Below are 23,729 nucleotides of genomic sequence, written 5' to 3' on the forward strand. Positions count from 1 at the left end.
ATCCGTTAAGCGAGTAACTTACTTACAGCACACCGCTGTAAAAAAATATAAAATTACCCGGAATTGCACTACACCCGAAATTAATTAGCTAACCTTTAGTGTTGTCTAACTATTTAGACAGAACTGGCTCCGGCGGCAATGAGTCGCTTAAATAGACGTTCGGTCCAGCCTGTTTCTTGAAGTACGGCGGCTGAACTGACTTCAATGTAGGCTTGCTCAATGAAGGCTAAATCGATCATACAAATTCGACTGAGTGCTTCTTGCAGTTCAGCAGGTTTGTCATTGGCTTTGAGTCGTTTGTCTATATCTCGTATCACCGTTGCCATCGCCGGAACAACATGTTGCGGTCCAATACCAATTCGCACATGTACTAAGCCAATCCGCCAACGACGTTCAGCATAAGCATTACCCCAGTCATCCATACCCGTAAACATTTCGTAGAACCACTGAACAAAGGTTTCCCGGAGCCGATGGATGCGATCAGGTGTGTGATTTAAAATTGCATTCATTTCTGGATCGCTGCCTAAGTAGGCGTAGAACTGTTCGGCTACCTCTGGTGCAATTTCTTTCCCCCAATCAGCATGGGATTTCAAGAGGGATTTATCGGTTTCAGTGAAATGAATCCGATCTTGCATTTTTTGCAAAAAATCATAAGCGTTCAGGGTCATATTTTTCTCTGATCTAGATTTTAGGGTAAGTCTCAAAATAGAGTCTTCTCTAGTTTTAGCAATTTTTCTAGAGTATTGTCTGCTTGTTTTATGATAAAAGTATGAATATTTGCAGTTAGACGAAGACGTAAGCCAAAGGGCAGACGGTTTATGATTGGCACATAAGTATCTGGACAGAATTTCTGTCCGCTGTACCAAGAAATGTTAAATAGTCGGACAAAAGAAAACAGCACGCCCACGCTTGTTTTGTAAACAAGCCTCAAACCCTTACTGTTCCCTGTTCCCTGTGACACACCGAGCGTGTTACCGAGCGAAGTCGAGGTAAGCCGAGGTGTTCACTAATCTCAACCATTAACGTCCATTGTGCTTCCCGACTTCGATGGTTCACCCCCTTAGCATAACGATAGACACAATTAAACTAATCACGAGAATAAATGCGCTCCCCCAATACAGAATCAGACGCTGAGACTGAGGTGTTTGAGTGGGAGAATAGGTTTCAACGCTTTGTCCTTGAATCGACTTTAACCATTCAGCGACTCGTTGAAACTTGGGTAAGTTTGGGTGAAGCTTGGTCAACGACTCTTGCCATAATCGAATAGCTGGTATTGGCTGATTATCGCGAGCATAGTAAATGCCCATATTGGCTAATGTCTGACCTTCTCGGTTGCGATCGCCTAATTCCTTGAAAATGGACAGACTCTGCTGATAGCAATCGATCGCGTTTTGGTTCTGCTGTTGCTGAAAGTACACATTCCCCAGATTATTCAACGTCTTCGCCATTCCGGGGCGATCGCTCAACTCGTTAAAAATACCCAAACTCTGCTGATAGCATTGATTTGCCTTCTCCCATTGACCCGCTAAGGAATACACATTCCCCAAGTTAATCAGCGTCTGCGCCTCTTTGTCGCGATCGCCTAATTCTCGGCTGGCTGCCAAAGCCAATCCATGAGTGCGTTCCCAGTCTTTCCAATACCCATGAGTATTAAAGAAGTTGACCAAATTCTGAGCGAGGGACACCACCACATCCCATACCTCCGCTTGATGCGCCCACTCCACCGACGCCAGTATATTAGGTCGCTCAATTTCAAACCAGTATAGAGCCATCAACAGCGAATGACGCTCGGTAGACCATTCATCTTTATCCTTATCCGGCTTATCCTTATCCTTAACCAAGGATTGGACAAACTGGCGACGAGTTTCTGGATTAATTGCTAAATCCACAATGAGAGCCTTTTCCAAATACCAGCGACTCAGCCGCAATCGAGCCGCTTGTCGGACATCAGCAGCTTCCTCCTGTGCTAGCTGTCCTCGGACAAACAGGCGCACCACATCATGGAAACGGTAGCGCCCTGGTGTCACTGGCGTGACAAGCTGCCATGCCACTAAGGTATCCAAGGATTGCTGGGCAATTATCGGCTCAACCTCTAACAACTTGGGTACAACATCAGCCGTAAAATTGACACCGACTAAAAGTCCCAGTAAGCGGAACAAACGCGCCGAGGGTTCATCCAGTGACTGATAACTCAGCACCAGGCTGGGGCGCACCGACAAATCACTCAGCTGCATTTTTGCCAGTCGCTGTTTTTCATGCTTCAGCTTGCTGGCATAATCCGCCAGTTTCCAGTCGGGGAATTGGTGCAGAAACCCGCCTGTAATTCTTAGCGCCAACGGCAGATAATTGCACTGAGCCATAATCTGTTGAGTAGCGTCTGGTTCAGCCGCGATCGCATCTGCACCAATAAAATTTTCCAACAGCGATCGCGCCTCGGGTTCGCTCATCACTGGTAACTTAACAATCGTCGCTTCCTCCAACCCCTTAATCTGGCGGCGAGTCGTCATTAACACCGCACAAGTGGAACATTGGGGTAGCAAAGGACGAATCTGAAACTCATCGCGGGCGTTGTCCAGGATAATTAAGACTCGTTTCCCGGCAATCACGGAATGATACAGTTGAGAACGTTCACTCAAACTTTGAGGCATTGACCGATCCTCCACACCCCAAATCCGCAGAAACCCCGCGAGTACGTCTAAGGGGTCGAGAGGTTGCCCTTCACTTCCACGCAGGTTGATATAAAGTTGAGCATCGGGAAACTCAGATTGTAACTGATAAGCTGCTTGCACCGCTAAAACCGATTTGCCCACACCCGCGACACCCGTGACAATTGCGATCGGTGTCTGGAATTCTTGACCGGAGGTTGCCCGTCTTAGCACACTGGTGATACATTCGAGTTCCTCCTGGCGACCCGTAAAATCAGCCAGTTGCAGGGGTAACTGATAGATCGAAGTCGGCTGAATCGAACTTTCTTGATAAATCTGCTTGGCGTGACTGGGTTTAACTGTCACCGCATCTTGCACTAGACCATGAAAGTGTAGTTCATACCTTGATTTATTTCCACTCATGAATTGCTCCAATGGTTTATCGCTAAACATCATGACTACTCTGGCTTAGTTACCCTGAATATAAGCGGCGTATAAATTTAATCTTACGGGGAATACAGACGGATAGCGGTCTATTTAAATGAACCGTATTTTACGCTAATAAAAACATAGGCGATCCTTTAAATATATCCTGACTCAATTTTTTGTAAACCGCCATATCTAAGCATTAAATTACTCAAAATTTTCCTTAAATTATATCTTCAATAAATAAATTCATTCTCCGTCAATCTCCCCCAAGATAATAGATTTAAGCTTCATTACCACTTTAAGTACAGAGGTTTTATTCATTGGATCAACCGTCATCACGATTGGGGATTTTTCTTTATCCAGATAATCTAAAGCATCGATAATTTCTGCTACAGACCTGGCATTTGGACAATCGGTATGAGTTATACCAACGATCATGGGGATTTGTACGCGCTGATGCATATAGACAAGAATCTCGCGAGCCGATGGAAGATCGTCCGGACGGTGGGCTGCCACTAACAGAATATAACCCTCAGCTCTCTTAATTAATAAATCCCACATGAAATCAAAGCGAGATTGACCAGGAGTGCCGTAGATATGCATTTCCATTTCCGGACTGAGGATCAGACGGCTAAAGTCAAAGGCAACAGTCGTTTGTGGTTTCAATAAGGATGTGGAATCAGTTGATAAACATTCGGTTTCTATCAAATTCTTCTCACTAGCGGTTTTCACAAAAGTAGATTTGCCCGAACTAACAGGTCCAGCGACAACGGCTCGTAAAGTTTTCATAGATTTTTTATACACCACATTAGCGTAAGTTATTGAATCAATCAATTAGTTGTAGCGACATTTTCTAGTTAAGTATATAATTTTACAAGTCGCTAAAAAGCCCGAGTAAAATCTATTAAACTAACTAAAAAATATCTAATCTACACAGTCAAATAAATCAGGCTTTAATTAAGCCAAATTTAGTTTAACGATTTGGCGGCTGTAGGAGCGATCCGCTGAGATTAATAAACACCTGAAGTTCACTCCATTTACTCGGATCGCCCGCTGCTGAGGTAGACAAGTTTTAAGATTTTGCCAAAGTGAGTTCGTACAGTAAAGCCGCTGCAGCTCCCCCTAATAAAGGACCCACCCAATACACCCAAATATTACCAAGTCCTCCGCCTAATAAAGCTGGTCCTAAATGTCGTGCTGGGTTCATCGCTCCCCCACTGATGGGACCTCCGGCGAGAATATCTAGGGCTACGGTTAAGCCAATAAATAAGCCCCCAACTTGGGGAGCGCGGGGATCAATGGCGGTACCGAAGATAACAAACACTAAGAAAAACGTCAGAAAAAACTCCATCGCAACTCCAGCAATTGGACTAATTCCTGATCCCAACGCTGGCGTCCCCATACTGACGGCACTGAGAACCTGAATGGGAATACTCAGTTTAATCAGACTAGCGGCAAAAATTGCGCCTAAACACTGGAAGAGAACATATCCACCCGCATTTTTGGGATCAATTTTACCGGTGAGCAATGCTCCAAATGTCACAGCGGGATTCAGATGTCCACCACTGACGGCGGCTGTGGCGCTAACCATAACCGCAATGGTTAATCCATGGGCTAGAGCGATACCCGTTAGTCCGGCGCTTCCTTCGGTGATATGGTTTGCCGCGATTGCGCCGACTCCAATAAAGATTAAGGCAAACGTACCAATAAATTCGGCAATGAACGCTTTCCATTTCATCGCTGTAACTTCTCCTACAGTACATCGTGTCAGTTGACTGGTTGATAAACGTTGGTTTGATTTAAGGCTACTAACGAGTCCAGTCGTATATTTTTTTATTGATGTCCCTGTGTTGGAGATGCAATACCTTGATTGTTTTTTTGCTGAGTTGGTTAATCAATGTCCAACTCAGGTTACAACTCATCGTGTGAAGCTTGAAACTGGATTGATTCAAGCTTTACAGAAAACCGAATATCCTGCCCATTCTTGATGATTAACAAGAGAGACGATGGAGACTTAAGTCTGTACTCTTAAAAAGAGGATGCCAATTTACTAGAAACTCACTGTATTTTTTATTCATGCCCACTTATTTACTGAGTTTGCAAGCAAACTTTAGCTATATCTTAGCCTGAGATTTGGGAGATAAAAATTACAATTAGCTTCGCAGATTAGTTAACTTGTAAATTGGCTAAATAGACTACCTCATCGCTACTTTCAAGTCATCAACGACACGCTGAATCTCTAACTGTAAAACACCCTGTTTGGCATCTTTTCCGGCGAGGACGATTAAAACAGCATCGTTACCACAATTGGTCAAAATGCTAAACCCTTCACCACTGGTAACGCTGATTTGATCCATGCCGCCTTTAGCAAGTTCAGCTCCAACTTTCTCGCCCAGAGACAGCATCGTAGCTGACATGGCAGATACCCGTACATCATCAATACCACCGGGTAAACTGGATGCAAGTGGCAAACCATCTGGAGTAACCACGGCAGCTCCCTCAACATCAGAGATTTTCGAGACAAAATTGTGCAAAATACGGGTCATTTTGTCAGAATCAATCGGCATGTTTTTGCTCCTAATACATTTTAAGGATTCAGATTCAGTCACTAGGTAGTCTAAGACTTATGAAACAAGCATTGTTTGTTTCTTCCAATTAACCTTTCTGTCGAAATCAGATAATATCCGGTTTATTTTATATAAAGTTTTATTGAAGATGTCCATATTTTATGGTAAATTATTAAATTCATGACATCCTGTATTTGGTAATTAAAGTTACCAAATATACGTAGTTAAGTTTTGCTATTCTGTCATGCATTTAAATTGAGTATAGGTAGTCGGACAAAAGAAAGCGGTACTGTATTAATTTTTGTAAATCACCCTCAAAGCCTTACTGTTCCCTAGTCCTGCCTAATCTCAACCGTTAATTTTAATGAAAGTCCGACTACTTATATGTCTCTAACAAGTTGTATAGTATCTAAAGCCTAAGGCAATGGCTGGATAATTGCCCACCCAGTTCAGTATTTCTTTTTTAGTTAAAGCTAGAAAAAATTTATATTTATCATTGATAAGTAGTCGGACAAACGAAAACATCCCTGTGTTAACTTTTATAAAGAAGCCTCAAACCCTTACATAGGACTTGCTGAATAAGTTTTGTGGTGGGGTTAGAGAGCAGGGGAAGCTGGGGGAGATGGGGAAGCACTCAATTGTATTGTCCTAACCTTAATGCGTAGTGCTAAGCTGTTCGGCATTTAAACCTTAATGTCAATAATGGTGAAATCCTTGTGCGAGCATCTTGCTCGCTACTAATACCCAATTTAAATGCATGACAGCTTACAACTTTATGTCCACCTACTTACCAACCCATGAAAAAACCCGGTTAAAACCGGGCCACACTACCATTTGATGGAAAACTTACGCAGTCATCAAGCTATGTTGACAAATTTTTGAATACCAAGTGGAGTACTACTTCGTAAGTTCATAGTCACAGGTGAGTGGGCAAGCTGCAAAAATTGACTTATGAAGAATATTCTGCTCACCATGTAACCAGCTTAACCAACGGACTTCCTTCGGATTGACGCCCTTAAAGGTTAATACGGCAGCGCCGAACAAAATGCCAAAAACATTCGCGCCAATCAAACCAACGGCGACGAGCAAAACGGCACTAATCGGCAAAAGTGATTGTAAGGAAATCGCCATAATTGCTCCAAGCGCCACCATTAAGACAATCAGCGGAAACCCTGCCACTAAGAGACTTACGGTTAGGGTAAATGTCCAAATTAAGAAGCCTGTGACCTTTTGGTTGAATGAATACGTCTTTGTGAAGTTTTCACGGGTTGTCATTTCCATGGACGTTCCTCCTATCGGGGGTAAAAAATGGTCTTTATGTAACAAACCTTTAATCAATTTCTGTAATGTAAGAAATTACGAAGGTAAAAACCAGTATAGTGAACTTCTCCGGAGAAATGAGCTTTTTTTTAAAAAAATTTACAATCAGGGTAGACTATTTATGGATCGCTGAGAAGATCAGACCGACAATTGAGTTCAAGCCTTGATTCCAGTTCATCTCTACCTATAGATAGATATTACTGAGCTGTTTAGCCTCCAAACCCTTCAATGGTATACCCTTACGCCTTCATAGGTTGAATATGACCAATCCCCTAGATTGATTTTGTTAACATTTCTTATACTTTTGTGCCATCATTCTCATAATTCTTGGGTAACTTCACATAGAAGTAGGGTGGGCAATGCCCACCCTAATGGCTTGGCAAGCTTAAAAAGGTGGTCAAGCATTTTCAAGGAACCCTTATGAGAGTAGCGATCCAGAAAAATTTTACCCACAACTTTAAGCTTGCCAGCCGACTACTGGCGTGGCACACCTTAATTGGTGGATTAGAATTGTAGGGGCGCAAGGCTTGCGCCCGGTTTAACCCTTCGACTTCGCTCAGGGTTAAACGTCAAATCTATTCCACAATTTTAGCTGTGTCAGTCCACTACATTCCTGGAGTCTTTTGCCTTTCTTCGGTCAGCTAGGTATCAATTACGACAGAACCATCCGTAATTCACCAACGGTGCGCTTGATTTCCAGCATCAAAAGTCCTTGCTTCGCCGCTTTAGTCGCCAAAACTAGAAAGACGGTATCTTCACCACAACTGGTGAGAATACTCAAACCCTGATCACCCTCTACATAAATACGGTCAATTACACCGCGAACTAATTCTTTACCAATCCGTTCCCCTAACGAAAGCATCGCCGCCGACATCGCAGAAACCCGTTCGTCATCCATACCACTGGGTAAAGAAGTCGCCAGAGGTAAACCATCTGGGGTAACAATCGCCGCACCTTCAACATCAGACGTTGCTGAAGCAAAATTTTTGATGATCATTCCCAGTTTTTCGGCATTAATAGACATTGTGATACTCCTTGTCCAATTTCAAATAGTCTTTATCGCGATAGATACTGAACGACAACCCGAACCCTTTTAATGATTCACTACAGGAAGATCCGCGTACTCTAACACGTCAAAATTGCCACCCCGTAAGACGGATTCAGTTTGAGTTCCCCGTAGGCGCTTACCCAAAAATGCTTCGAGAAATCCTTGAATTGCTCCCATGGTGAACGTACATTGCCGGGATGAGCCTTGAGATTCGCCGGCTGAACAAACAGTTTCGCTAGTATAAACTTTGTAGATATCACCCTCTTGGGTAACTTTATCAATGACGCACAAACGAGTTCCCTCTTTGCCCAAGGCTTCCTGCACTTTTACGGTCACATCTTCTAGGGACATGGAGGAACCCTTGCCTACTAAATCCAGGTCTTCGGCTAACTTTTTACCCCGTTGGCGACCCGCAGAAATCATCGCGATCGCGGCGGCTTTTTCGCCCAGTGCTTCTTCAACTCCGACAACGATTGCTTTTAAGCAAACAATGCTGCTAAAGTCTCCAAGTTCTTGACGTAGTTCATTCTGTGCAATTGCCATAATACTTTCCTCATTTGAGGCTAAAAATGCTGACATTGATAGTTTGTTTAGCTGTATAAAAATAATATTCTTATACAGCTAATTTTTAGGGTTAGTTTTAGGTAATAATCCCTACTTCTGTTTTAGCAATTAATTAGGGAAATGTCTCTAGTTTTCTATGGTATTTTTATAAAGCATACATAAAGTCTATGGCTGAGTATAGTTTTAAGAAAAAATAAAATTCATTGGCGCAATCAATGCCTGCACCAATGCAATATTGTCAATCGATAATTTTTACGGCAAAAATAAATTAAATTGAGTAATCGTTCGTTTGATTTCTAATTTTAAGAATCCCGGTTTAGCTGTTTTACTGGCTAAAACCAGAAAAACAGCATCTTCCCCGCAACTGGTTAAAATACTTAAACCATGGTTACCTTCCACAGAAATGCGATCAATAGTTCCCCGAGCCAGTTCGTTACCAATCCGCTCACCCAGAGATAACATCGCTGCTGATATTGCCGATACTCGTTCATCATCCATATCAACTGGCAAACTAGCAGCTAGGGTTAAACCATCGGGAGTAATCATTGCTGCACCTTGCACATCAGGGGTATTGCTTACAAAGCTTTGTAAAATACGCCCTAATTTGTAAGGATTAATTGCCATAGCCGTTGTTTTGCTTAAATTGATTAATCTCCTTTGTGCAAACGTCATGTAGAGACGTTCTCAGAGAACGCCTTTACTCAAATCATGACGATGTTCAGCTTTTTTGCGTATTTATTTTATTGACGCTATTCTGTACTCGTACAATCCAATTGCAAAAACCAGATTATTTTTGGACAGCGCCTAAAATCTTGTACTCGAAAACGTCGTGAGTTCCTTCCCGTAATGTTGATTCAGTCTGAGTTCCCCGTAAACGCTTACCTAAAAAGGCTTCAAGAAACCCTTGAATTGCCCCCATCGTAAATGTGCATTGCCGAGACGAGCCTTGAGGTTCACCTGCTGAACAAACAGTTTCGTGAGTATAGACTTTATATCCTTCGTCTTCCTGGATGATCTTGTCAATCATGCACAAACGAGTTCCCTCTTTCCCTAGAGCATATTGGACTTTTTTCGTCACATCTACTAAGGAAATTTCTTTGCTTTTGTCCACTAAGGCAAGCTTTTCCGCTAACATTTTGCCTCGTTGACGACCCGCAGAAATGAGTGCAATTGCTGTAGCTTTATCGCCTAAAGCTTCTTCAACACCCGTAATAATGGCTTTGAGGCAAATAATACTGCTAAAGTCTCCAAGTTCTTGACGTAGTTCATTTTGTGCAATTGCCATATCCATCTCCTGAGTTGTGTTGATTTGACTGTAATTAGTTAACTTTCTGTTTACTATTTCTCAATTAAAAACATCATTCAGATATTTCTCTATAAAAGTACTTTTAAGTTTTACTAAGGACAAATAAAATACCTTTATAACCAAAAGTATTGCATTATTGAAATTTAGCTATAATTTCATCTAAATCACTTGATTCGTTAAAACCTTTAGTGCTGCCACAACCGAAGATTTCAGTTGAGGATTAACATTGAAAATAGCTGGACAATGTTTATCATTTAAAATGCCTAAATGTTGGACTATTTCTTCTGTCGGTATAGCCCCCGAACAATCAGTATGAGTTAAACCAATAACCATCGGTACTTGAACGCGATTATTCATAAAAGCTAAAATATCTTTAGCGTAGGAAAAACTATCTGCTTGATTAGCCTTCACCAGTAGAATATAAGCATCAGCCCCTTTAATTAAAATATCCCACATAAAATCAAAGCGGGTTTGACCTGGAGTACCATATAGATGCAAATTATTCTTGGCATCTAACACCAATTTGCCAAAGTCGAATGCAACAGTAGTTTTATCCTTAAATGAGTATTCTTTTTCGGAATTACTAACCTGACGTTCTATTTCTACAACATCAATTTCACTAGCTGTACGTACAAAAGTAGACTTTCCTGCTCCGACAGTTCCGGTTATAACTATACGTATATTTTTCATGAAATTTATTTGACCATTTTTTGTTTTTAGTTTTATTATGTGGCATAACGATAGCATAAATACTTAATGCATAAAGTTGTTTTAGTGACCTCCATGAATCCAAAACCTAAATCAAAACTATCTTGAACTAAAAGAATACTTTCGTTGTTTGATGTGGAAGGAAAAACAGAAAATGCTGTCAAGGGTCTAGTTGAGCAATGTCAGGATATTTATGGCTATTATTTGCCATTAATTACAGCCTTTTAAATATTGCCTGACAATTGTTTTCTTGCTTTACAGTAAGATGGATTTAAGGTCACCAAGCGCCCGTTTTATTTCCAACATCAAAAGTCCTTGTTTGGCTTGTTGAGTAGCTAAAACGAGAAAGACAGCATCTTCACCACAACTGGTCAAAATACTCAACCCTTGGTTACCTTCAACATAGATGCGATCAATTGCACCTCGAACCAGTTCTTTACCAATTCGTTCCCCTAAAGATAGCATCGCCGCAGACATGGCTGATACCCGTTCATCATCCATATTACTAGGCAAAGTAGTTGCCAGAGGCAAACCATCTGGAGTGACAATAGCAGCCCCTTCAACATCATTCGTCGCCGAGACAAAATCCTTGAGAATATGTCCTAATTTTTCAGAATTGATCGCCATTGATTGTTTGTACTCCTGCTGAAATTTGAGAGATTGCTAATACAGTTAAGCCTTGAGTTACATCGAAGCTGCACCTGTGGAAATGAGGCGTTTGAATAAGCCTTCTGTCCAGCCAGTTTCTTGAAGTACGGCGGCTGACGTGACTTCAATGTAGGCTTGTTCAATAAATGCCAGATCAATCATGCAAATTAGACTGAGGGCATCCCGTAATTCTTCATTTTTGTCTGCCTCTTTTAGCTTTTGACCTACAGCATTAACCACAATTGCCATGGCTGGAACCACATGTTGGGGTCCAATGCCAATCTGCACATGCACTAGACCAATTCGCCAGCGGCGATCGGCATAAGCATTACCCCAATCATCCATACCTGTAAACATTTCGTAAAACCATTGCGTAAAGGTTTCACGCAGACGATGCATCCGTCCTTCTTTGGCATTCAAAATTTCGCTCATTTCTGGATCTCGTCCCAAATAAGCATAGAAATGATTTGCCATTTCTGGAGCGATATCTTTGCCCCAAGTCGCATTAGCTTTGAGGATGGCTTTGTCTTCATCAGTAAAGCCAATACGCTTTGCCATTGTCTCCATAAATGCATGAGCATTTAAGGTCATAGTTTTCTCCTACCATCATGGTTCTTTAATCTTCTTCATTGATAACAAATAATTTTTATAATTGTCCATATAGTTTTGTGTTTTTCTTGTAAAGAATAGTTGAGTAATAAAATCAAGCAGCAAAAAACGTTTAAATACCAAATTAAAAGCAAGTTTTGGTATTTAAATGAATTGAATTTAACGCATTTCTAAAATAGTGATTGAATTCAGAATCATCCAACCATTAAAAATTCGATGACCACTAGAATGGATATCCTTGTATCCAGCTAGGCTAATGCCGAACTTTGTCAGCCTGCACTAAGTAGTCGCACATAATTAAACTTGAGCATGAGGACAAGGGAACAGGGAACAGTAAAAATTTGACGCTTGTTAACCTGGCTTAGGACAGTGGACAGAATCTATGTTTCGGTAAATAATGCTGTGTTAACCTGCTCCTCGACTATTCCAACTAAGTCTGCATCCAACCTTTGCCAATGACAAAGGACAAAAGACAAAAGACAAAAGACATAACGTTCCTGACATTACCTTTTTTCATGCGTTAGCAGATAAGTCCGGAGCGTTAGCTTAAATCAGTATTGTGGTTATCTCTATGCTTGTGTCCAGATATATGGTGTCGCTTATGTATAGTTTTATTATTTGTGATCATAATTTATTGAATGCGATCCCCGACTCCTTAAAGAAGCCGGGGTGCAAATAGGAGACCTACCCAATTATTCCAAACTGACTTTAATTTGGGTAACGGTTCGGTTTATATCCAAGTTGAGAGCGCCTTGTTTGGCATCTTTCCCAGCCAGAACGATGAACACCGCTTCTAGACCACAGTCGGTCATAATGCTGTAGCCGTCATCACCTTCGACTAAAATACGACTGGTTTGACCTCCCAAGAGTTCTTTGGAAATCCGTTCACCCAGAGACAGCATGGTGGCGGACATTGCTGAGATACGCTCTTCAGCCACTGATCCGGGCAAGCTAGACGCCAGGGGTAAACCATCCGGCGTAACAATTGCAGCACCTAGCACGTCAGATGTCGTCGAGACAAAATTCTGAACCAGATGACTCAGTTTTTGAGTATTGATTCCCATTCTTGTGTTTCTCCTTAACGTTAATAGAGGACAATGAAGTTAAGTTGTGTAACGAAAACAAGCATGGCTGACTGGTTGGATGTTATATTTACCTACTTCTGGGTTTTAGCCCAAACTGTAAGGCTACCCAGTCAGCTCACGATGAGCATAAGGCGGCTAAGAGAAGATTTGCCGAGTGTGATAGCAGGGCAATCCTCATTAGCTGCTTTTTGTCGAATTACTCAACAGTAATAAACTCGAACAGGTCGTAAGAGTCACCTCGAAGGACTGATTTCGTTTGTGAACCCTTTATTTTTTGCTGAAGCAGTTCGGTTAAAACGCCCCAAACTAAACCGAGGGTAAAAGTACATTTAGGAGGTTCTCCCTCAGTTCCGCCGATCGCGCAGAGGGTTTCTTTGGTGTAAACCTTGACAGTGTCGCCCTCTTGGGTGATCTTGTCAATGATGCACAAACGAGCGCCATCTTCACCCAAAACTTCGGCGATTTGCTTAGTCGCATCTTCCAAGTTTTGTGTAGTCCCTTTGAACCCCAACTTTTCTGCGAGTTCTTGCCCATGCTTACGACCAGCAGAAGTCAGAGCAACGGCTGTCGCTTTTTCACCTAAGGCATCGCTCATCCCTTCAACCAAAGCTCGGAAGGATTCAATACTGCTGAATTGTCCTAATTTATCTCGTTTGAGTTCTAACACGTTGACTCCTTATTTTTGACAACATAGAGTTGGAACATTTTATCAACCAAGAAGGTGTTTGGCAAGGTAATTCTAGTCAGGCAAATTACTATAAATTTAAGAATTTCTTTGATAAAACTAAATTCTTAACCATAGATATTTAGCTGGTTCTAGACATATTGCCCTGCCGTTTCTATGAATAATATACCGATTCAATTGATGCAATCCGGAAACTTATATGTTTTTTTTGCCGATCTAGACATTGAGGGTTCTGTTATTTATAATTACTATAGCCCCCATGTTTTTTTGAAAAATTCCTTTCAAAAAGAGTTTTACTTCAAAATATAAAATAAATATAAAAATCTAGATAATCATATTGGCGTAAAAATAGATGGAGTCTCCGTTAAGAAAGCTGTATCAACAATCCAGTGAAACTTAGTGAATACATTATTAACCTGCAAGTCCCTAAGAAAAAGTGGTCAAGATGCTTGCACTAAGAATGATGAACTGGCAACTTGAGTATACAGCCCCTGCTAGCCATACGCCATAGCACAATGACAGGTCTGGAACATGGCTTTCATTAACTTGACACCAGAACTTGACACCAGTGTTCTTGAGTCCGTCCCTCTGCACTTCTTATCTAAAACGTTTCGCTCTACTGAAATTCTCTCTCTGTTCAATTGTATTACATGCAATACATTTGGCAAGTCTTGACACAGACTCTACCTATAGAAGATAATAAATATGGTATGATATAACTATGTGTTAACAAGAAAACACATCTCTCTATTTTTCTCTGAATCATGGAATTTAGCCTCGAAAACTTAACGCCATGTTTCAGATTCGCTAAGGAGAATTTACTCAAAAAAGAATAGTGATGGGAATCATTAAAATCTGCTGATCAGAGTGAATCAACCATCAGGGCAAAAACTGAGACAATCGTAAGGATTTTGAGAGTCTTCAGAAATACAGCCCAGGATCTTTAGAAAAACTAGCTAGTGCAGCGCACTTGAATTTAGCCAATATCCCTGAGTTCAGCGTCGCTACAGGTGTTTATTTTTCGGAAAACCCTGTAACCTGTATCCCACCTCATTACGTTATCAGCCTTTTGCATCGAACTCGGGTTAATAAAACGCCGCGATTCAGCGGTAAGGTGAATTATGTTTGAACTAATCGTGCAAAACGAGATTGTCGGGGAAATCGTCTTTAGTATCGCACCTGATGGATTTGGTGTGATTAATCTCATCGAAGTTAAACCCACCTGTCGAGGTAAAGGATTCGGAAATCAGCTTTTAAACGAAGCCATCGCTCAACTTAAATGCCAAGGCGTTAAGGGGATACGTCTGACTCCAATAAAAACCAAGAATCCTTTTATCGTAGATTGGTACAAAAAGAAAGGATTTGTCTTAAACAGAGACAGAATGCTTTTAACGTTTTAACCGTTGCATTCGGGTCATACTGAGATCTTACGCCAGTAGCAAGAGGGTTTTCTCTCGTGGCGTGTAAAATTGGGCAATAGATTTTGCGGGTTTTATGGGCGCACCGATGTGCGCCCGTGTCAACTTAAGCGGAAAATTTAAGCAATACTTTGACTCTACCCCACCCTAACCCTCCCCTTATCAAGGGGAGGGAACATTTCCCCCAATAAATAATGTAGAGACGTAGCATACTACGTCTCTACTAACGGCGGCTTTTTTCCCTTTGGTATTATCCTTAAAGACAATAAAAAGCCGCTCTTTGTACACATTAGGTGAGTACAGTAAACTCAAACAAATCGTAACTGTCACCTCGGAGTACCGATTCCGTTTGACTTGCTTTCAGTTTCGATTGGAGTAGTTCACCTAAGACTCCCCAAACTAGACCGAGTGTAAAAGTACACTTGGGAGGACTTTCCTCAGTTCCACCGACAGCACAGAGGGTTTCTAAGGCATAGACTTTGATCGAATCACCGTCCCGAACAATGCGATCAATGATACAAAGACGAGAGCCTTTTTCTCCTAAAAGTTCTGTGATTTGTTTGGCGGCACCGTCTAAGTCTTGTGTTGAACCTTTCAAGCCCAACTTTTCAGCAACTTCCTTACCGTGCTTCCGACCCGCAGAGGTCAGTGCTACGGCTGTAGCTTTGTCCCCTAATGCGTCTGTCATGCCTTCCACAATAGCCCGGAAGGATTCAATGCTACTAAGTTGTCCCAGTTTATCGCGTTTTAGTTCTAACACATTTGCTCCTTATTTTTAGAATAGATTAATGAGATGTGTTCTACATTTATCTAGGTGTTTAGTTATACAGAAGTAATTCGATAAGTTTATTAAGACTTTAGGGTATAACCGACAAAAGCTTAAAGAAACTCCGAGGAATTTATACTTATTTTCTACATCTGTAATACTTGTATACCATACATAAGCTTAGCTGGTACTTCCGGAAAACGTCCACTTTTTTGTGATCTATCAATCAAAAAAAATAAAACGAAATATTATTAACTAAAAAATAATAAAAATTGCCTCATTATCTTCAATTGATTACTCAAACTATATCAACTTTAGCTAAGAAGGCTAACGCTTTAGGTCAGGGGGTTAGTTTGCAAATGAATTTGGATGTTTCGATGTTGCATCGCTGGTTCAAATAATTCCGTTGTCAGCGCTTGTTCAACTGACCAAATACCCGGTTTACTGAGTTGACCTGCTAGTATAAACTGAGCAATGCTGCCTGTACCTGCACCAGCCGCCGCCGCTGTATTTTCATGCACCAAGGTTGAGACAACTGTGACAGGTTGGTTTTCTTTGTACCCTGTGACTTGGGCGCGAATGGCAATTCCAATCCCACTGATGCGATCGCTAAATTGGGTCATGCGGTAGCTGATTTGGGACAAATACTCGATATTTTCGGGTTTCCTTAACCAATCGGCGGGAAACAGATGGGCGGTGATCCAGGTGAGGTGGTTATAAATATCGGGAATTGAGCCAAACTTGGTGATCACCGTTTTCACGGGGAAGGAGTTGACAAGGGTAACGGTTTCGGGTACATCGAACCAGTAGACGCCAACTTTGCCATAAGGTTGGGGGAAATGAACCGTTTCGCGATCGCTATAGGGTTTTACCTGATGCCACTGGTTATCAATCCACGCCTCAAAGGGTTCTGTTAACCCGAGAAACGTGGTTCGCATCACCGTTACGCCAGCCCCACCGGAACCGGCTACACCATAACTCAGGTGAATGGTTTCCGGCTGATCCAATTGTTCAACCGCCTGACGCACCATGCTATTGGAGATTCCCGGAAAAACCCCAGTATTGATAATCGCCGTGACACCCGCCGCCGCTGCTGCTTCGTGATAGGGGAAGGCTTTTTGGATAAAGGCGCGATTATCACTGACATCCAGATAATTTACGCCCATCTCAATGCAAGTTTTGAGAACCGAGGCGTCTCGATAGAGAAAAGGACCCGCACAATGGATAACCAGATTATGAGACGCGATCGCATCCCTCAACCCATCGCGATCGGCTAAATCTAGGGTGAGAAACTGCACCTGCGGTTGAACCTGTGGCGAAAATTCTGTCTCTGATGCCCTGTGACGCCCTGTAATCGTAATTTGTGCTTGGGTATGGGCAATGAGATCTTGCATAACATTGCTGCCGATACGTCCTCGTCCTCCCAGAATCAAAACCCGGTCTGTCATTGCCCACTTCCTAATCTGCTTACTGAAGCTTACCAAGTCCTTTACCCCTGAGATCAAGGTTGCCGCTACCTTGGACGTCAAAAGTCCTCCATTCAAACCTCAACAGTCTCCCGATTTTATCTAATCCGGCAAGACGTCCTTCACGTTTAGTGACGGGATGAATTGCCAGAAAAGATGGTAGTATCTGTACATACCGTCGGGCGGACGGAAATGCACGCTTGAGGAGTACGGAGCATACCGTAGACATGAGTGTATAAGACCACAGTAAGGGAAACCTGAACGGCAATATTCAGCCCAAGAATCCCTCGCTTTTAGCGAAGGGAGCGTCAAAGTAAGTGTGCTTACCGAAAAAATCCGGATGGATACGGCTGGACTCGGTAAGGAGTGACGTATCTCCGCCCAAGTTGAGATACATCCCATCCCTGACCAATGCAGATAGCTGATCCAAGGAAAACAGAATGAAGTTACTCCAGAGAGATATCTCTATAATCTCTCCAGAGGATAAAAACTGCCTAAAAACGACACCTCTTCTCAGTCCAAAAGTTTGGCTGATTTGAATTGTCGCGGCTATACTGGCAAGGTCTGGATATTTCTGTAACGGCAGTCATAAGTAGTATATGAGTCCTGTGGTTAAAGTTGTTCAACCCTCTGGCATCTTAGATGGCACAAAAGCTGGTCAATTTCGTCAAGAGATTAGCGACCTTGTGCAATCAAATGCCGACATCGTATTGATTGATTTTCAAGACGTTACCTTTATGGATAGTTCGGGCTTAGGGGCGCTAGTTCTTGCCCTTAAGACCGTTCGTGCTGCTGGGGGAAAGCTCTTTGTTTGCTCAGTCAACGAACAGATCAAAATGTTATTTGAACTGACAAGCATGGATCGGGTGTTTGAAATCTTTCCCACACGAGAAGCGTTTGAGGAGGCTGTCTCTTCTAGTGCATAATTCTCTGGGTTAGCCCAATTTGGCGAAACCCAGTAAGAATCCCCGTGCGGAAGGGGGAGTATTAAGCTCCTAAGTAACTGATCACCTTTTAGCAACAACCCGCCAGGAATGCAAATTCTTGGCGGGTAACTCTTCTATCCCCAAATGGGGTTCTATGGCTAATACCAAATCCGTTTGGGGGATTTTGACATCCCTTTTCTACTGTTCCGTTTATGTAAGGGTTTGAGGGCTATTTACAAAACTTAATACAGTACCCTCTGACCTCTGACCTGTTTTTAAAGGGGAGAGTAAACCCAGATTGAGGGCGGGAAACCCCGACGTCAGCCGTTCCTTCGCCAGCTTAAGAAGTCGGGGAGCCTATCTAATCAAAGTTAATTTCTAGCAAAGACAAATCATCATCGAAAAAGTCTTTGGGATTTAATATGTCAACGCCCTCTAGGATGGAGTTAAGGTTACACGAACTATCTATTCTACACTCACCCAGAAGTTTGACGAATGAGTCAAGTCCCCAGATATCACCATCGGGTTGGTGAATCTCGTAAATCCCATCGCTGAAAATGTAAAGGGAACTGGATTCGCTGACGTCGCAGCTATCATCAACATACTCAGCCTCAAGCAGCATACCCACAGGCAGTCCCGTTGTCTTCAAGAGATTGACCTCCCGACTAGATGATGGCTGACCCGAAAATAAGACAGCCGGTGGATGTCCAGCACTGGCATAAACAAGTTGACGCTTCGTCCGATTATAGACTCCATACCAGATAGTAAAGTATTTATCGTTGCGTTCTGTCATCTGAAAGGTCTGGTTTAACCCTCGTAGAACGTCGCTGGGTTGGTAATAGTCAATATTCGGCAGGGTGCGTGATCTCAATAGATTTAACACCGAAAGCGTTGGTAAAGCTGCTCTCAAGCCATGCCCAGCCGTATCTAACAGATAAATTGCCAGGTGTTCTGAATCCAACCAGTAGTAATCGAAGCCATCACCTCCTAATTGCCGAGACGGAATGAATCGAGAGTCAATAGTCACAGGCGGTTCAGTCATCTGGTCTGGCAGAATAGAACGGACGTACTCCGCCGCTTCTGCGAGTTCCATTTCCAGCAAATGTTTTTGGTGCTGCAAATCGCGGCTTAGTTCATGCAATCTCAAGCCGGAACGTACTCGCGCCTGCAACTCAGCGATTTCGATGGGTTTACAGATAAAGTCATCTGCCCCAGCATCCAGTCCCTTCACGCGATCGCCAACGGAACCGAGAGATGTCAGCAAAATGAACATAGTGGTTGATAGTGCTGGGGTTGCCTTAATTTGACGACAGACTTCTAGTCCGTTCATCCTTGGCATAATCCAATCACAAATGACCAACGCCGGACGCAACTGCCGCGCAAGTTCAAGACCCTCTTCGCCGTTGCTAGCGATGGTGACGTCATAACCTTGGTTATGAAGCGTCCGTTTCAGCAGTATTTGAATGGCAGGGTCGTCATCAATAATTAGAATTTGGGTCATGGCATCGAGATAATACAAGTCACTCAAGGAGATTGCAGATGCACGCGCTTACAACAAGAAGGAAGACTCGATGAAGCTATGGGTACTTTCATGAGAAAGTGATAAAGATCGCAAGGTCAGTGAATAAATGGTAGAGCAAGGGATAAATCTAGGGTAGACTGGATTTTTTCACAGGGAGTATCTGTTCATTTTAATTCTGGCTTTGATGTCGTTGATGTGAAAGGCTTTGAGCAGTTGAGAGAGCTTCAAAAATTTAGCAAGCAATTTCCTTCCGACCTGAATGCGTTAGACCAGGTTTTATCCTGGTTTGGGGAGCTTCACCCCTCCTCAATCGAAACAAAAGTCTGGTTACAGTGCAAACTAGCGCTTGCGGAAGGATACACTAACGCGGTGAAATATGCCCACAAAGACCTGCCGCCCAGTGTTTCCATTGAGGTTGAGGTAATTCTGGGGCAATCGCCCCAATGCCTAGAGATACGGGTCTGGGACAGTGGAGCGCCTTTTGATTTTGAACGGCGGCTCCGAACTCCGTCGTCCTTGCCCGCTGATCAGGCGGAAGGAGGACGAGGATTGGCTATTATGCAAAAAATTGCCGATAAGCTCAGTTATACACGCATGGATGATAACCGCAACTGTTTGACGATTGTTAAATTTTATTAAAAATCCCAGCCGCCCGGTGTCGGGAAGCAGGGGAACGGGGGCTGAGATGCAGGGGTGCATATTTCAATTGATCGGCTTTCCGATAAGCGAAAACCCAGCTTCTCAAGCTGGGTTACTGTTTAGGCTTTACCTTCAATTGCTCTATCTGCTCCGAATAACTTAATCAAACTGGGTTAAATCTAGCTTGATGCTCACTAGAATTCAGCGGCTTACCTGGTGAATCACCATTTAGCGACCGCTGCCGCGATTGTCATCGTTGCCCTTAGCATCAAACGTAAGACGCTTGGCTGATTGATTGGACAAAATGACTACGCTTTCACGTTCTCCCCTAAAATAGGATGCTGGTGAAAACTTCCTCATGTTGTTGCACATCGCTTGTAGATCTCCGTGTCCAAGTTGCTACAGCCTTTTTTCCAATCGACAGCGGGCAAATCAGGACAAACAGCTTCTAACCCTAAAATTGGGAGTAGGATGGGCGGGGGGTTGGGGAGATGAGGGAGATGAGGGAGATGAGGGAGATGAGGGAGATGAGGGAGATGCGCTATATCAGAGCAGTATTGGTATGCCGATATGGGGAATCCATTCAGGAGGATGTCAAAATAGAACTACTGCACACTGAACTCAGTTGGGTACAGTGTTTTTCGTCCCGTCCCGCTGTCGTCACCTATTGGAAAGAGCGAGTGTGAACGTTTCGACCCCGAAGATAGAACTTGACCCCAAAAATCTGTTTCCGTTTCCTCTGGATCAATTTCAGCTCCAAGCGATCGCGGCGCTGAATGCGAATCACTCGGTTGTTGTCTGCGCTCCCACAGGTTCTGGGAAGACGTTGATTGGGGAGTATGCTATTTACCGCGCTTTGTCAAGAGGAGGGCGAGTTTTTTATACCACTCCCTTGAAAGCCCTCTCCAACCAGAAGCTGCGAGATTTTCGCGCTACGTTTGGTACGGACAATGTGGGTCTGGTTACGGGCGATGTTTCCATTAATCGGGACGCGCCAATCTTGGTGATGACCACGGAAATCTTCCGCAATATGCTTTACGGCACACGGATTGGGGAAATTGGTACGTCCCTAGAAGGGGTGGAAGCGGTGGTCTTGGATGAGTGCCATTATATGAATGACCGACAACGGGGTACGGTTTGGGAGGAGTCGATTATTTATTGTCCTCCAGAAGTTCAGCTTGTTGCCCTATCCGCTACGGTGGCGAATTCCGATCAACTAACGGACTGGTTGAACTTAGTTCATGGCGCAACCGAGCGAATTTATTCCGACTTTCGACCGGTTCCCTTACAATTCAGCTTTGCCAACCCGAAGGGCATTTTTCCCCTGCTGGACTCTAACCAAACAAAGTTAAATCCTCGTCTCAAACCGAAACGCAACAAAGGGAGAGGACGGGGGGGACGCCCAGAAAGCCCCAGTAATGCCTTTGTGCTGGCGCAACTCCAGCAACGGGATATGTTACCCGCGATTTATTTTATTTTCTCTCGTCGCGGTTGCGATCGCTCGGTGGAGGAGTTGGGAGAATTGTCTCTGGTTAATGCCAAAGAAGCGGCTGAATTGAAAAAGCGCATTGACGAATTTTTACGTCGGAATCCAGAAGCGGGTAGGGCGGGACAAGTCGCCCCCCTGTATCGCGGCATTGCTGCCCATCATGCGGGGATTTTACCGGCTTGGAAGGGGTTTGTAGAAGAACTGTTCCAATTAGGGTTGGTTAAGGTGGTGTTTGCCACTGAAACTCTAGCGGCGGGAATTAATATGCCCGCTCGCACCACCGTAATTTCTACCCTCTCAAAACGAACCGATCGCGGACACCGACTGTTGACAGCATCGGAATTTCTGCAAATGGCAGGTCGAGCCGGACGCCGGGGGATGGATGCCACGGGTTATGTGGTCACAGTACAGACGCCGTTTGAAGGAGCAAAGGAAGCGGCGTACCTCGCCACCAGTCAGGCTGACCCCTTAGTTAGCCAGTTTACGCCCAACTACGGGATGGTGCTGAACTTACTCCAAACCCACACCCTTCCGGAAGCCAAGGAGTTGGTGGAACGCAGTTTTGCACAATACCTGGCGACACTGTACCTCCAACCCCAGCAACAAGCGATTACGGAGTTAACCACAGAACTGGCAAAATTAGATATTCAACTAGCACCCGTTGACTTAAACGCCCTGGGGCGATACGAAAAACTCAAGGAACGGCTCAAAGAAGAACGGCGATTACTCAAAACCCTACAACGGCAAGCCCAAGCCGCACAAGTGGCGGAAATTGCCCAAATTATCCCCGAAGCGCCCTTGGGTACGCTACTTTCACTCAAAGGCAAGTATATTCCAGTTCCGGAACCGATTCTGGCGATATTAGTCGCGAAGGAAAAAGGGCGGGGACAATCCCCCTATTTAGTCTGCTTAAGTGCCGATAATCGCTGGTATATCGCCACAACCGCCGATTTGGTTGGGGTGCATGGGTGGTTAGAGATGATTGATTTAACGGTGCTGAACCCACCCCCTGAACTCACACTCAAGCCCGGTCAAACCAGACGGGGTACACCAGACACGGAAGCGATCGCGGCTCAAATTCCCACTGATATAGAACCCATGGTCGCACCTGAAGTTGAAGCACAACAGCATCGAATGGATGCGGTAAAAGCCCAACTCGAAGATCATCTGGTGCGACAATGGGGGAATCCGTCTCAACTGATTAAACGTCATAAACGCCGTTTAGCCCTACAAGAGGAAATCAATGAGCGTCAAACCCTTTACCGGGAAAACCAAGCGATGCACTGGCAAGAATTTCTCAACCTGATCGAAATTTTAAGGACATTTGGTTGTCTGGAAGATGTCAAGCCGACATCATTGGGGCAAGCAGCCGCAGCGATTCGCGGAGATAACGAACTGTGGTTGGGGTTAGCGTTGATGTCTAGTGCGTTTGATCAGTTAGATCCGCACCACTTAGCCGCCTGCGCCTGCGCTTTGGTGACGGAAACCCCGCGTCCCGATAGCTGGACAAATTATCCCCCCTCAGAACCTGTGCTGGAAGCATTAGATAGTTTAAGACAAACTCGCCGTCAGTTGTTTCAAGTCCAACGTCGCTATCAGGTGGCTTTGCCGATTTGGTTAGAACGGGATTTAATTGGGTTAGTTGAGCAATGGGCATTAGGTGTGGAATGGACAGAGCTTTGTGCGGATACCAGTTTAGATGAAGGGGATATTGTGCGATTGTTACGCCGCAGTGTCGATTTTCTATCTCAAATTCCCCATGTGCCATTCTTATCGGATGCCTTAAAACGGAATGCTATTCGAGCCATTCAGTTATTGGATCGCTTCCCCGTTAATGAATTGGGTTAGTAGGGGTTTGGTAACCAAACCCCTTCAAGGTTCTTCAAGGT

General features: G+C 43.7%; 23 protein-coding genes. 5 read left to right on the forward strand and 18 right to left on the reverse strand.

Annotated features, from left to right (window positions below; genetic code table 11):
* Positions 1-113: 113 nt before the first annotated feature.
* The 15 genes from RIG66_RS02450 to RIG66_RS02520 all read right to left on the reverse strand — a co-directional run bounded on the left by RIG66_RS02450 (position 114) and on the right by RIG66_RS02520 (position 13,596).
* A complete protein-coding gene (locus RIG66_RS02450; protein ID WP_446374871.1) occupies positions 114-668 on the reverse strand; it encodes a protoglobin domain-containing protein in 555 nt (184 codons plus the stop codon).
* A 384-nt stretch (positions 669-1,052) separates the two neighbouring features.
* Positions 1,053-3,101: a tetratricopeptide repeat protein gene (locus RIG66_RS02455; protein WP_446374873.1), complete on the reverse strand. Its 2,049-nt coding sequence runs from the start codon at positions 3,099-3,101 to the stop codon at positions 1,053-1,055.
* A gap of 219 nt (positions 3,102-3,320) precedes the next feature.
* On the reverse strand, positions 3,321-3,863 hold the full coding sequence (locus RIG66_RS02460) for a GTP-binding protein (protein WP_446374875.1): 543 nt from the start codon (positions 3,861-3,863) through the stop codon (positions 3,321-3,323).
* A gap of 283 nt (positions 3,864-4,146) precedes the next feature.
* Complete coding sequence (locus RIG66_RS02465; protein ID WP_446374877.1) at positions 4,147-4,812, reverse strand: MIP family channel protein; 666 nt, start codon at positions 4,810-4,812, stop codon at positions 4,147-4,149.
* Positions 4,813-5,269: 457 nt separating this feature from the next.
* Positions 5,270-5,641, reverse strand: coding sequence for a roadblock/LC7 domain-containing protein (locus RIG66_RS02470; RefSeq protein ID WP_446374879.1), 372 nt, complete (start codon positions 5,639-5,641; stop codon positions 5,270-5,272).
* A gap of 897 nt (positions 5,642-6,538) precedes the next feature.
* Entirely contained in the window at positions 6,539-6,922 is a 384-nt protein-coding gene (locus tag RIG66_RS02475; RefSeq protein ID WP_006102062.1) for a hypothetical protein, read from the reverse strand.
* A gap of 691 nt (positions 6,923-7,613) precedes the next feature.
* The gene (locus tag RIG66_RS02480; protein ID WP_446374881.1) at positions 7,614-7,985 is read right to left on the reverse strand and encodes a roadblock/LC7 domain-containing protein; all 372 of its coding nucleotides are present in this window, start codon (positions 7,983-7,985) and stop codon (positions 7,614-7,616) included.
* A 69-nt stretch (positions 7,986-8,054) separates the two neighbouring features.
* Positions 8,055-8,552 (reverse strand): hypothetical protein, encoded by a 498-nt coding sequence (locus RIG66_RS02485; protein WP_446374883.1) that lies wholly within the window; start codon positions 8,550-8,552, stop codon positions 8,055-8,057.
* Between the two features lie 273 nt (positions 8,553-8,825).
* Positions 8,826-9,197, reverse strand: coding sequence for a roadblock/LC7 domain-containing protein (locus RIG66_RS02490; RefSeq protein ID WP_446375041.1), 372 nt, complete (start codon positions 9,195-9,197; stop codon positions 8,826-8,828).
* Between the two features lie 163 nt (positions 9,198-9,360).
* Positions 9,361-9,858 (reverse strand): hypothetical protein, encoded by a 498-nt coding sequence (locus RIG66_RS02495; RefSeq protein ID WP_446374885.1) that lies wholly within the window; start codon positions 9,856-9,858, stop codon positions 9,361-9,363.
* Positions 9,859-10,038: 180 nt separating this feature from the next.
* Positions 10,039-10,569 carry a GTP-binding protein gene (locus RIG66_RS02500; RefSeq protein WP_446374887.1) on the reverse strand — a complete coding sequence of 177 codons (531 nt, stop codon included), beginning with the start codon at positions 10,567-10,569 and terminating at the stop codon, positions 10,039-10,041.
* A gap of 273 nt (positions 10,570-10,842) precedes the next feature.
* Positions 10,843-11,214, reverse strand: coding sequence for a roadblock/LC7 domain-containing protein (locus tag RIG66_RS02505; protein ID WP_446374889.1), 372 nt, complete (start codon positions 11,212-11,214; stop codon positions 10,843-10,845).
* Positions 11,215-11,271: 57 nt separating this feature from the next.
* A complete protein-coding gene (locus RIG66_RS02510) occupies positions 11,272-11,826 on the reverse strand; it encodes a protoglobin domain-containing protein (protein WP_446374891.1) in 555 nt (184 codons plus the stop codon).
* A 710-nt stretch (positions 11,827-12,536) separates the two neighbouring features.
* Positions 12,537-12,908, reverse strand: a complete 372-nt coding sequence (locus tag RIG66_RS02515; RefSeq protein WP_446374893.1) for a roadblock/LC7 domain-containing protein — start codon at positions 12,906-12,908, stop codon at positions 12,537-12,539.
* 217 nt (positions 12,909-13,125) lie between these two features.
* Positions 13,126-13,596, reverse strand: coding sequence for a hydrocarbon-binding protein (locus RIG66_RS02520; RefSeq protein WP_446374895.1), 471 nt, complete (start codon positions 13,594-13,596; stop codon positions 13,126-13,128).
* Positions 13,597-14,735: 1,139 nt separating this feature from the next.
* Here RIG66_RS02520 and RIG66_RS02525 point away from each other — a divergent pair.
* Positions 14,736-15,014 (forward strand): GNAT family N-acetyltransferase, encoded by a 279-nt coding sequence (locus RIG66_RS02525; RefSeq protein WP_446371683.1) that lies wholly within the window; start codon positions 14,736-14,738, stop codon positions 15,012-15,014.
* A 307-nt stretch (positions 15,015-15,321) separates the two neighbouring features.
* On the opposite strand, the gene RIG66_RS02530 is transcribed toward RIG66_RS02525, so the two are convergent.
* Positions 15,322-15,792, reverse strand: coding sequence for a hydrocarbon-binding protein (locus RIG66_RS02530; protein ID WP_446374897.1), 471 nt, complete (start codon positions 15,790-15,792; stop codon positions 15,322-15,324).
* Between the two features lie 341 nt (positions 15,793-16,133).
* Complete coding sequence (locus tag RIG66_RS02535; protein WP_446374899.1) at positions 16,134-17,246, reverse strand: saccharopine dehydrogenase family protein; 1,113 nt, start codon at positions 17,244-17,246, stop codon at positions 16,134-16,136.
* A 617-nt stretch (positions 17,247-17,863) separates the two neighbouring features.
* Here RIG66_RS02535 and RIG66_RS02540 point away from each other — a divergent pair.
* Positions 17,864-18,190 (forward strand): STAS domain-containing protein, encoded by a 327-nt coding sequence (locus RIG66_RS02540; RefSeq protein WP_006101943.1) that lies wholly within the window; start codon positions 17,864-17,866, stop codon positions 18,188-18,190.
* A 361-nt stretch (positions 18,191-18,551) separates the two neighbouring features.
* Here RIG66_RS02540 and RIG66_RS02545 read toward each other — a convergent pair whose 3' ends face one another.
* On the reverse strand, positions 18,552-19,691 hold the full coding sequence (locus RIG66_RS02545) for a PP2C family protein-serine/threonine phosphatase (protein WP_446374901.1): 1,140 nt from the start codon (positions 19,689-19,691) through the stop codon (positions 18,552-18,554).
* 216 nt (positions 19,692-19,907) lie between these two features.
* Between RIG66_RS02545 and RIG66_RS02550 the strand changes: the two genes are divergently transcribed.
* From RIG66_RS02550 to RIG66_RS02560, 3 genes are all read left to right on the forward strand, one after another.
* Positions 19,908-20,351 carry an ATP-binding protein gene (locus RIG66_RS02550; RefSeq protein WP_446374903.1) on the forward strand — a complete coding sequence of 148 codons (444 nt, stop codon included), beginning with the start codon at positions 19,908-19,910 and terminating at the stop codon, positions 20,349-20,351.
* Positions 20,352-20,887: 536 nt separating this feature from the next.
* Positions 20,888-21,037, forward strand: coding sequence for a hypothetical protein (locus RIG66_RS02555; RefSeq protein WP_446374905.1), 150 nt, complete (start codon positions 20,888-20,890; stop codon positions 21,035-21,037).
* Complete coding sequence (locus tag RIG66_RS02560; RefSeq protein ID WP_446374907.1) at positions 21,034-23,688, forward strand: DEAD/DEAH box helicase; 2,655 nt, start codon at positions 21,034-21,036, stop codon at positions 23,686-23,688. The genes RIG66_RS02555 and RIG66_RS02560 overlap by 4 nt, the downstream gene beginning before the upstream one ends.
* The last annotated feature ends 41 nt before the right edge of the window (positions 23,689-23,729 follow it).

Source organism: Coleofasciculus sp. E2-BRE-01 (assembly GCF_040221695.1).
GTDB lineage: Bacteria > Cyanobacteriota > Cyanobacteriia > Cyanobacteriales > Coleofasciculaceae > Coleofasciculus.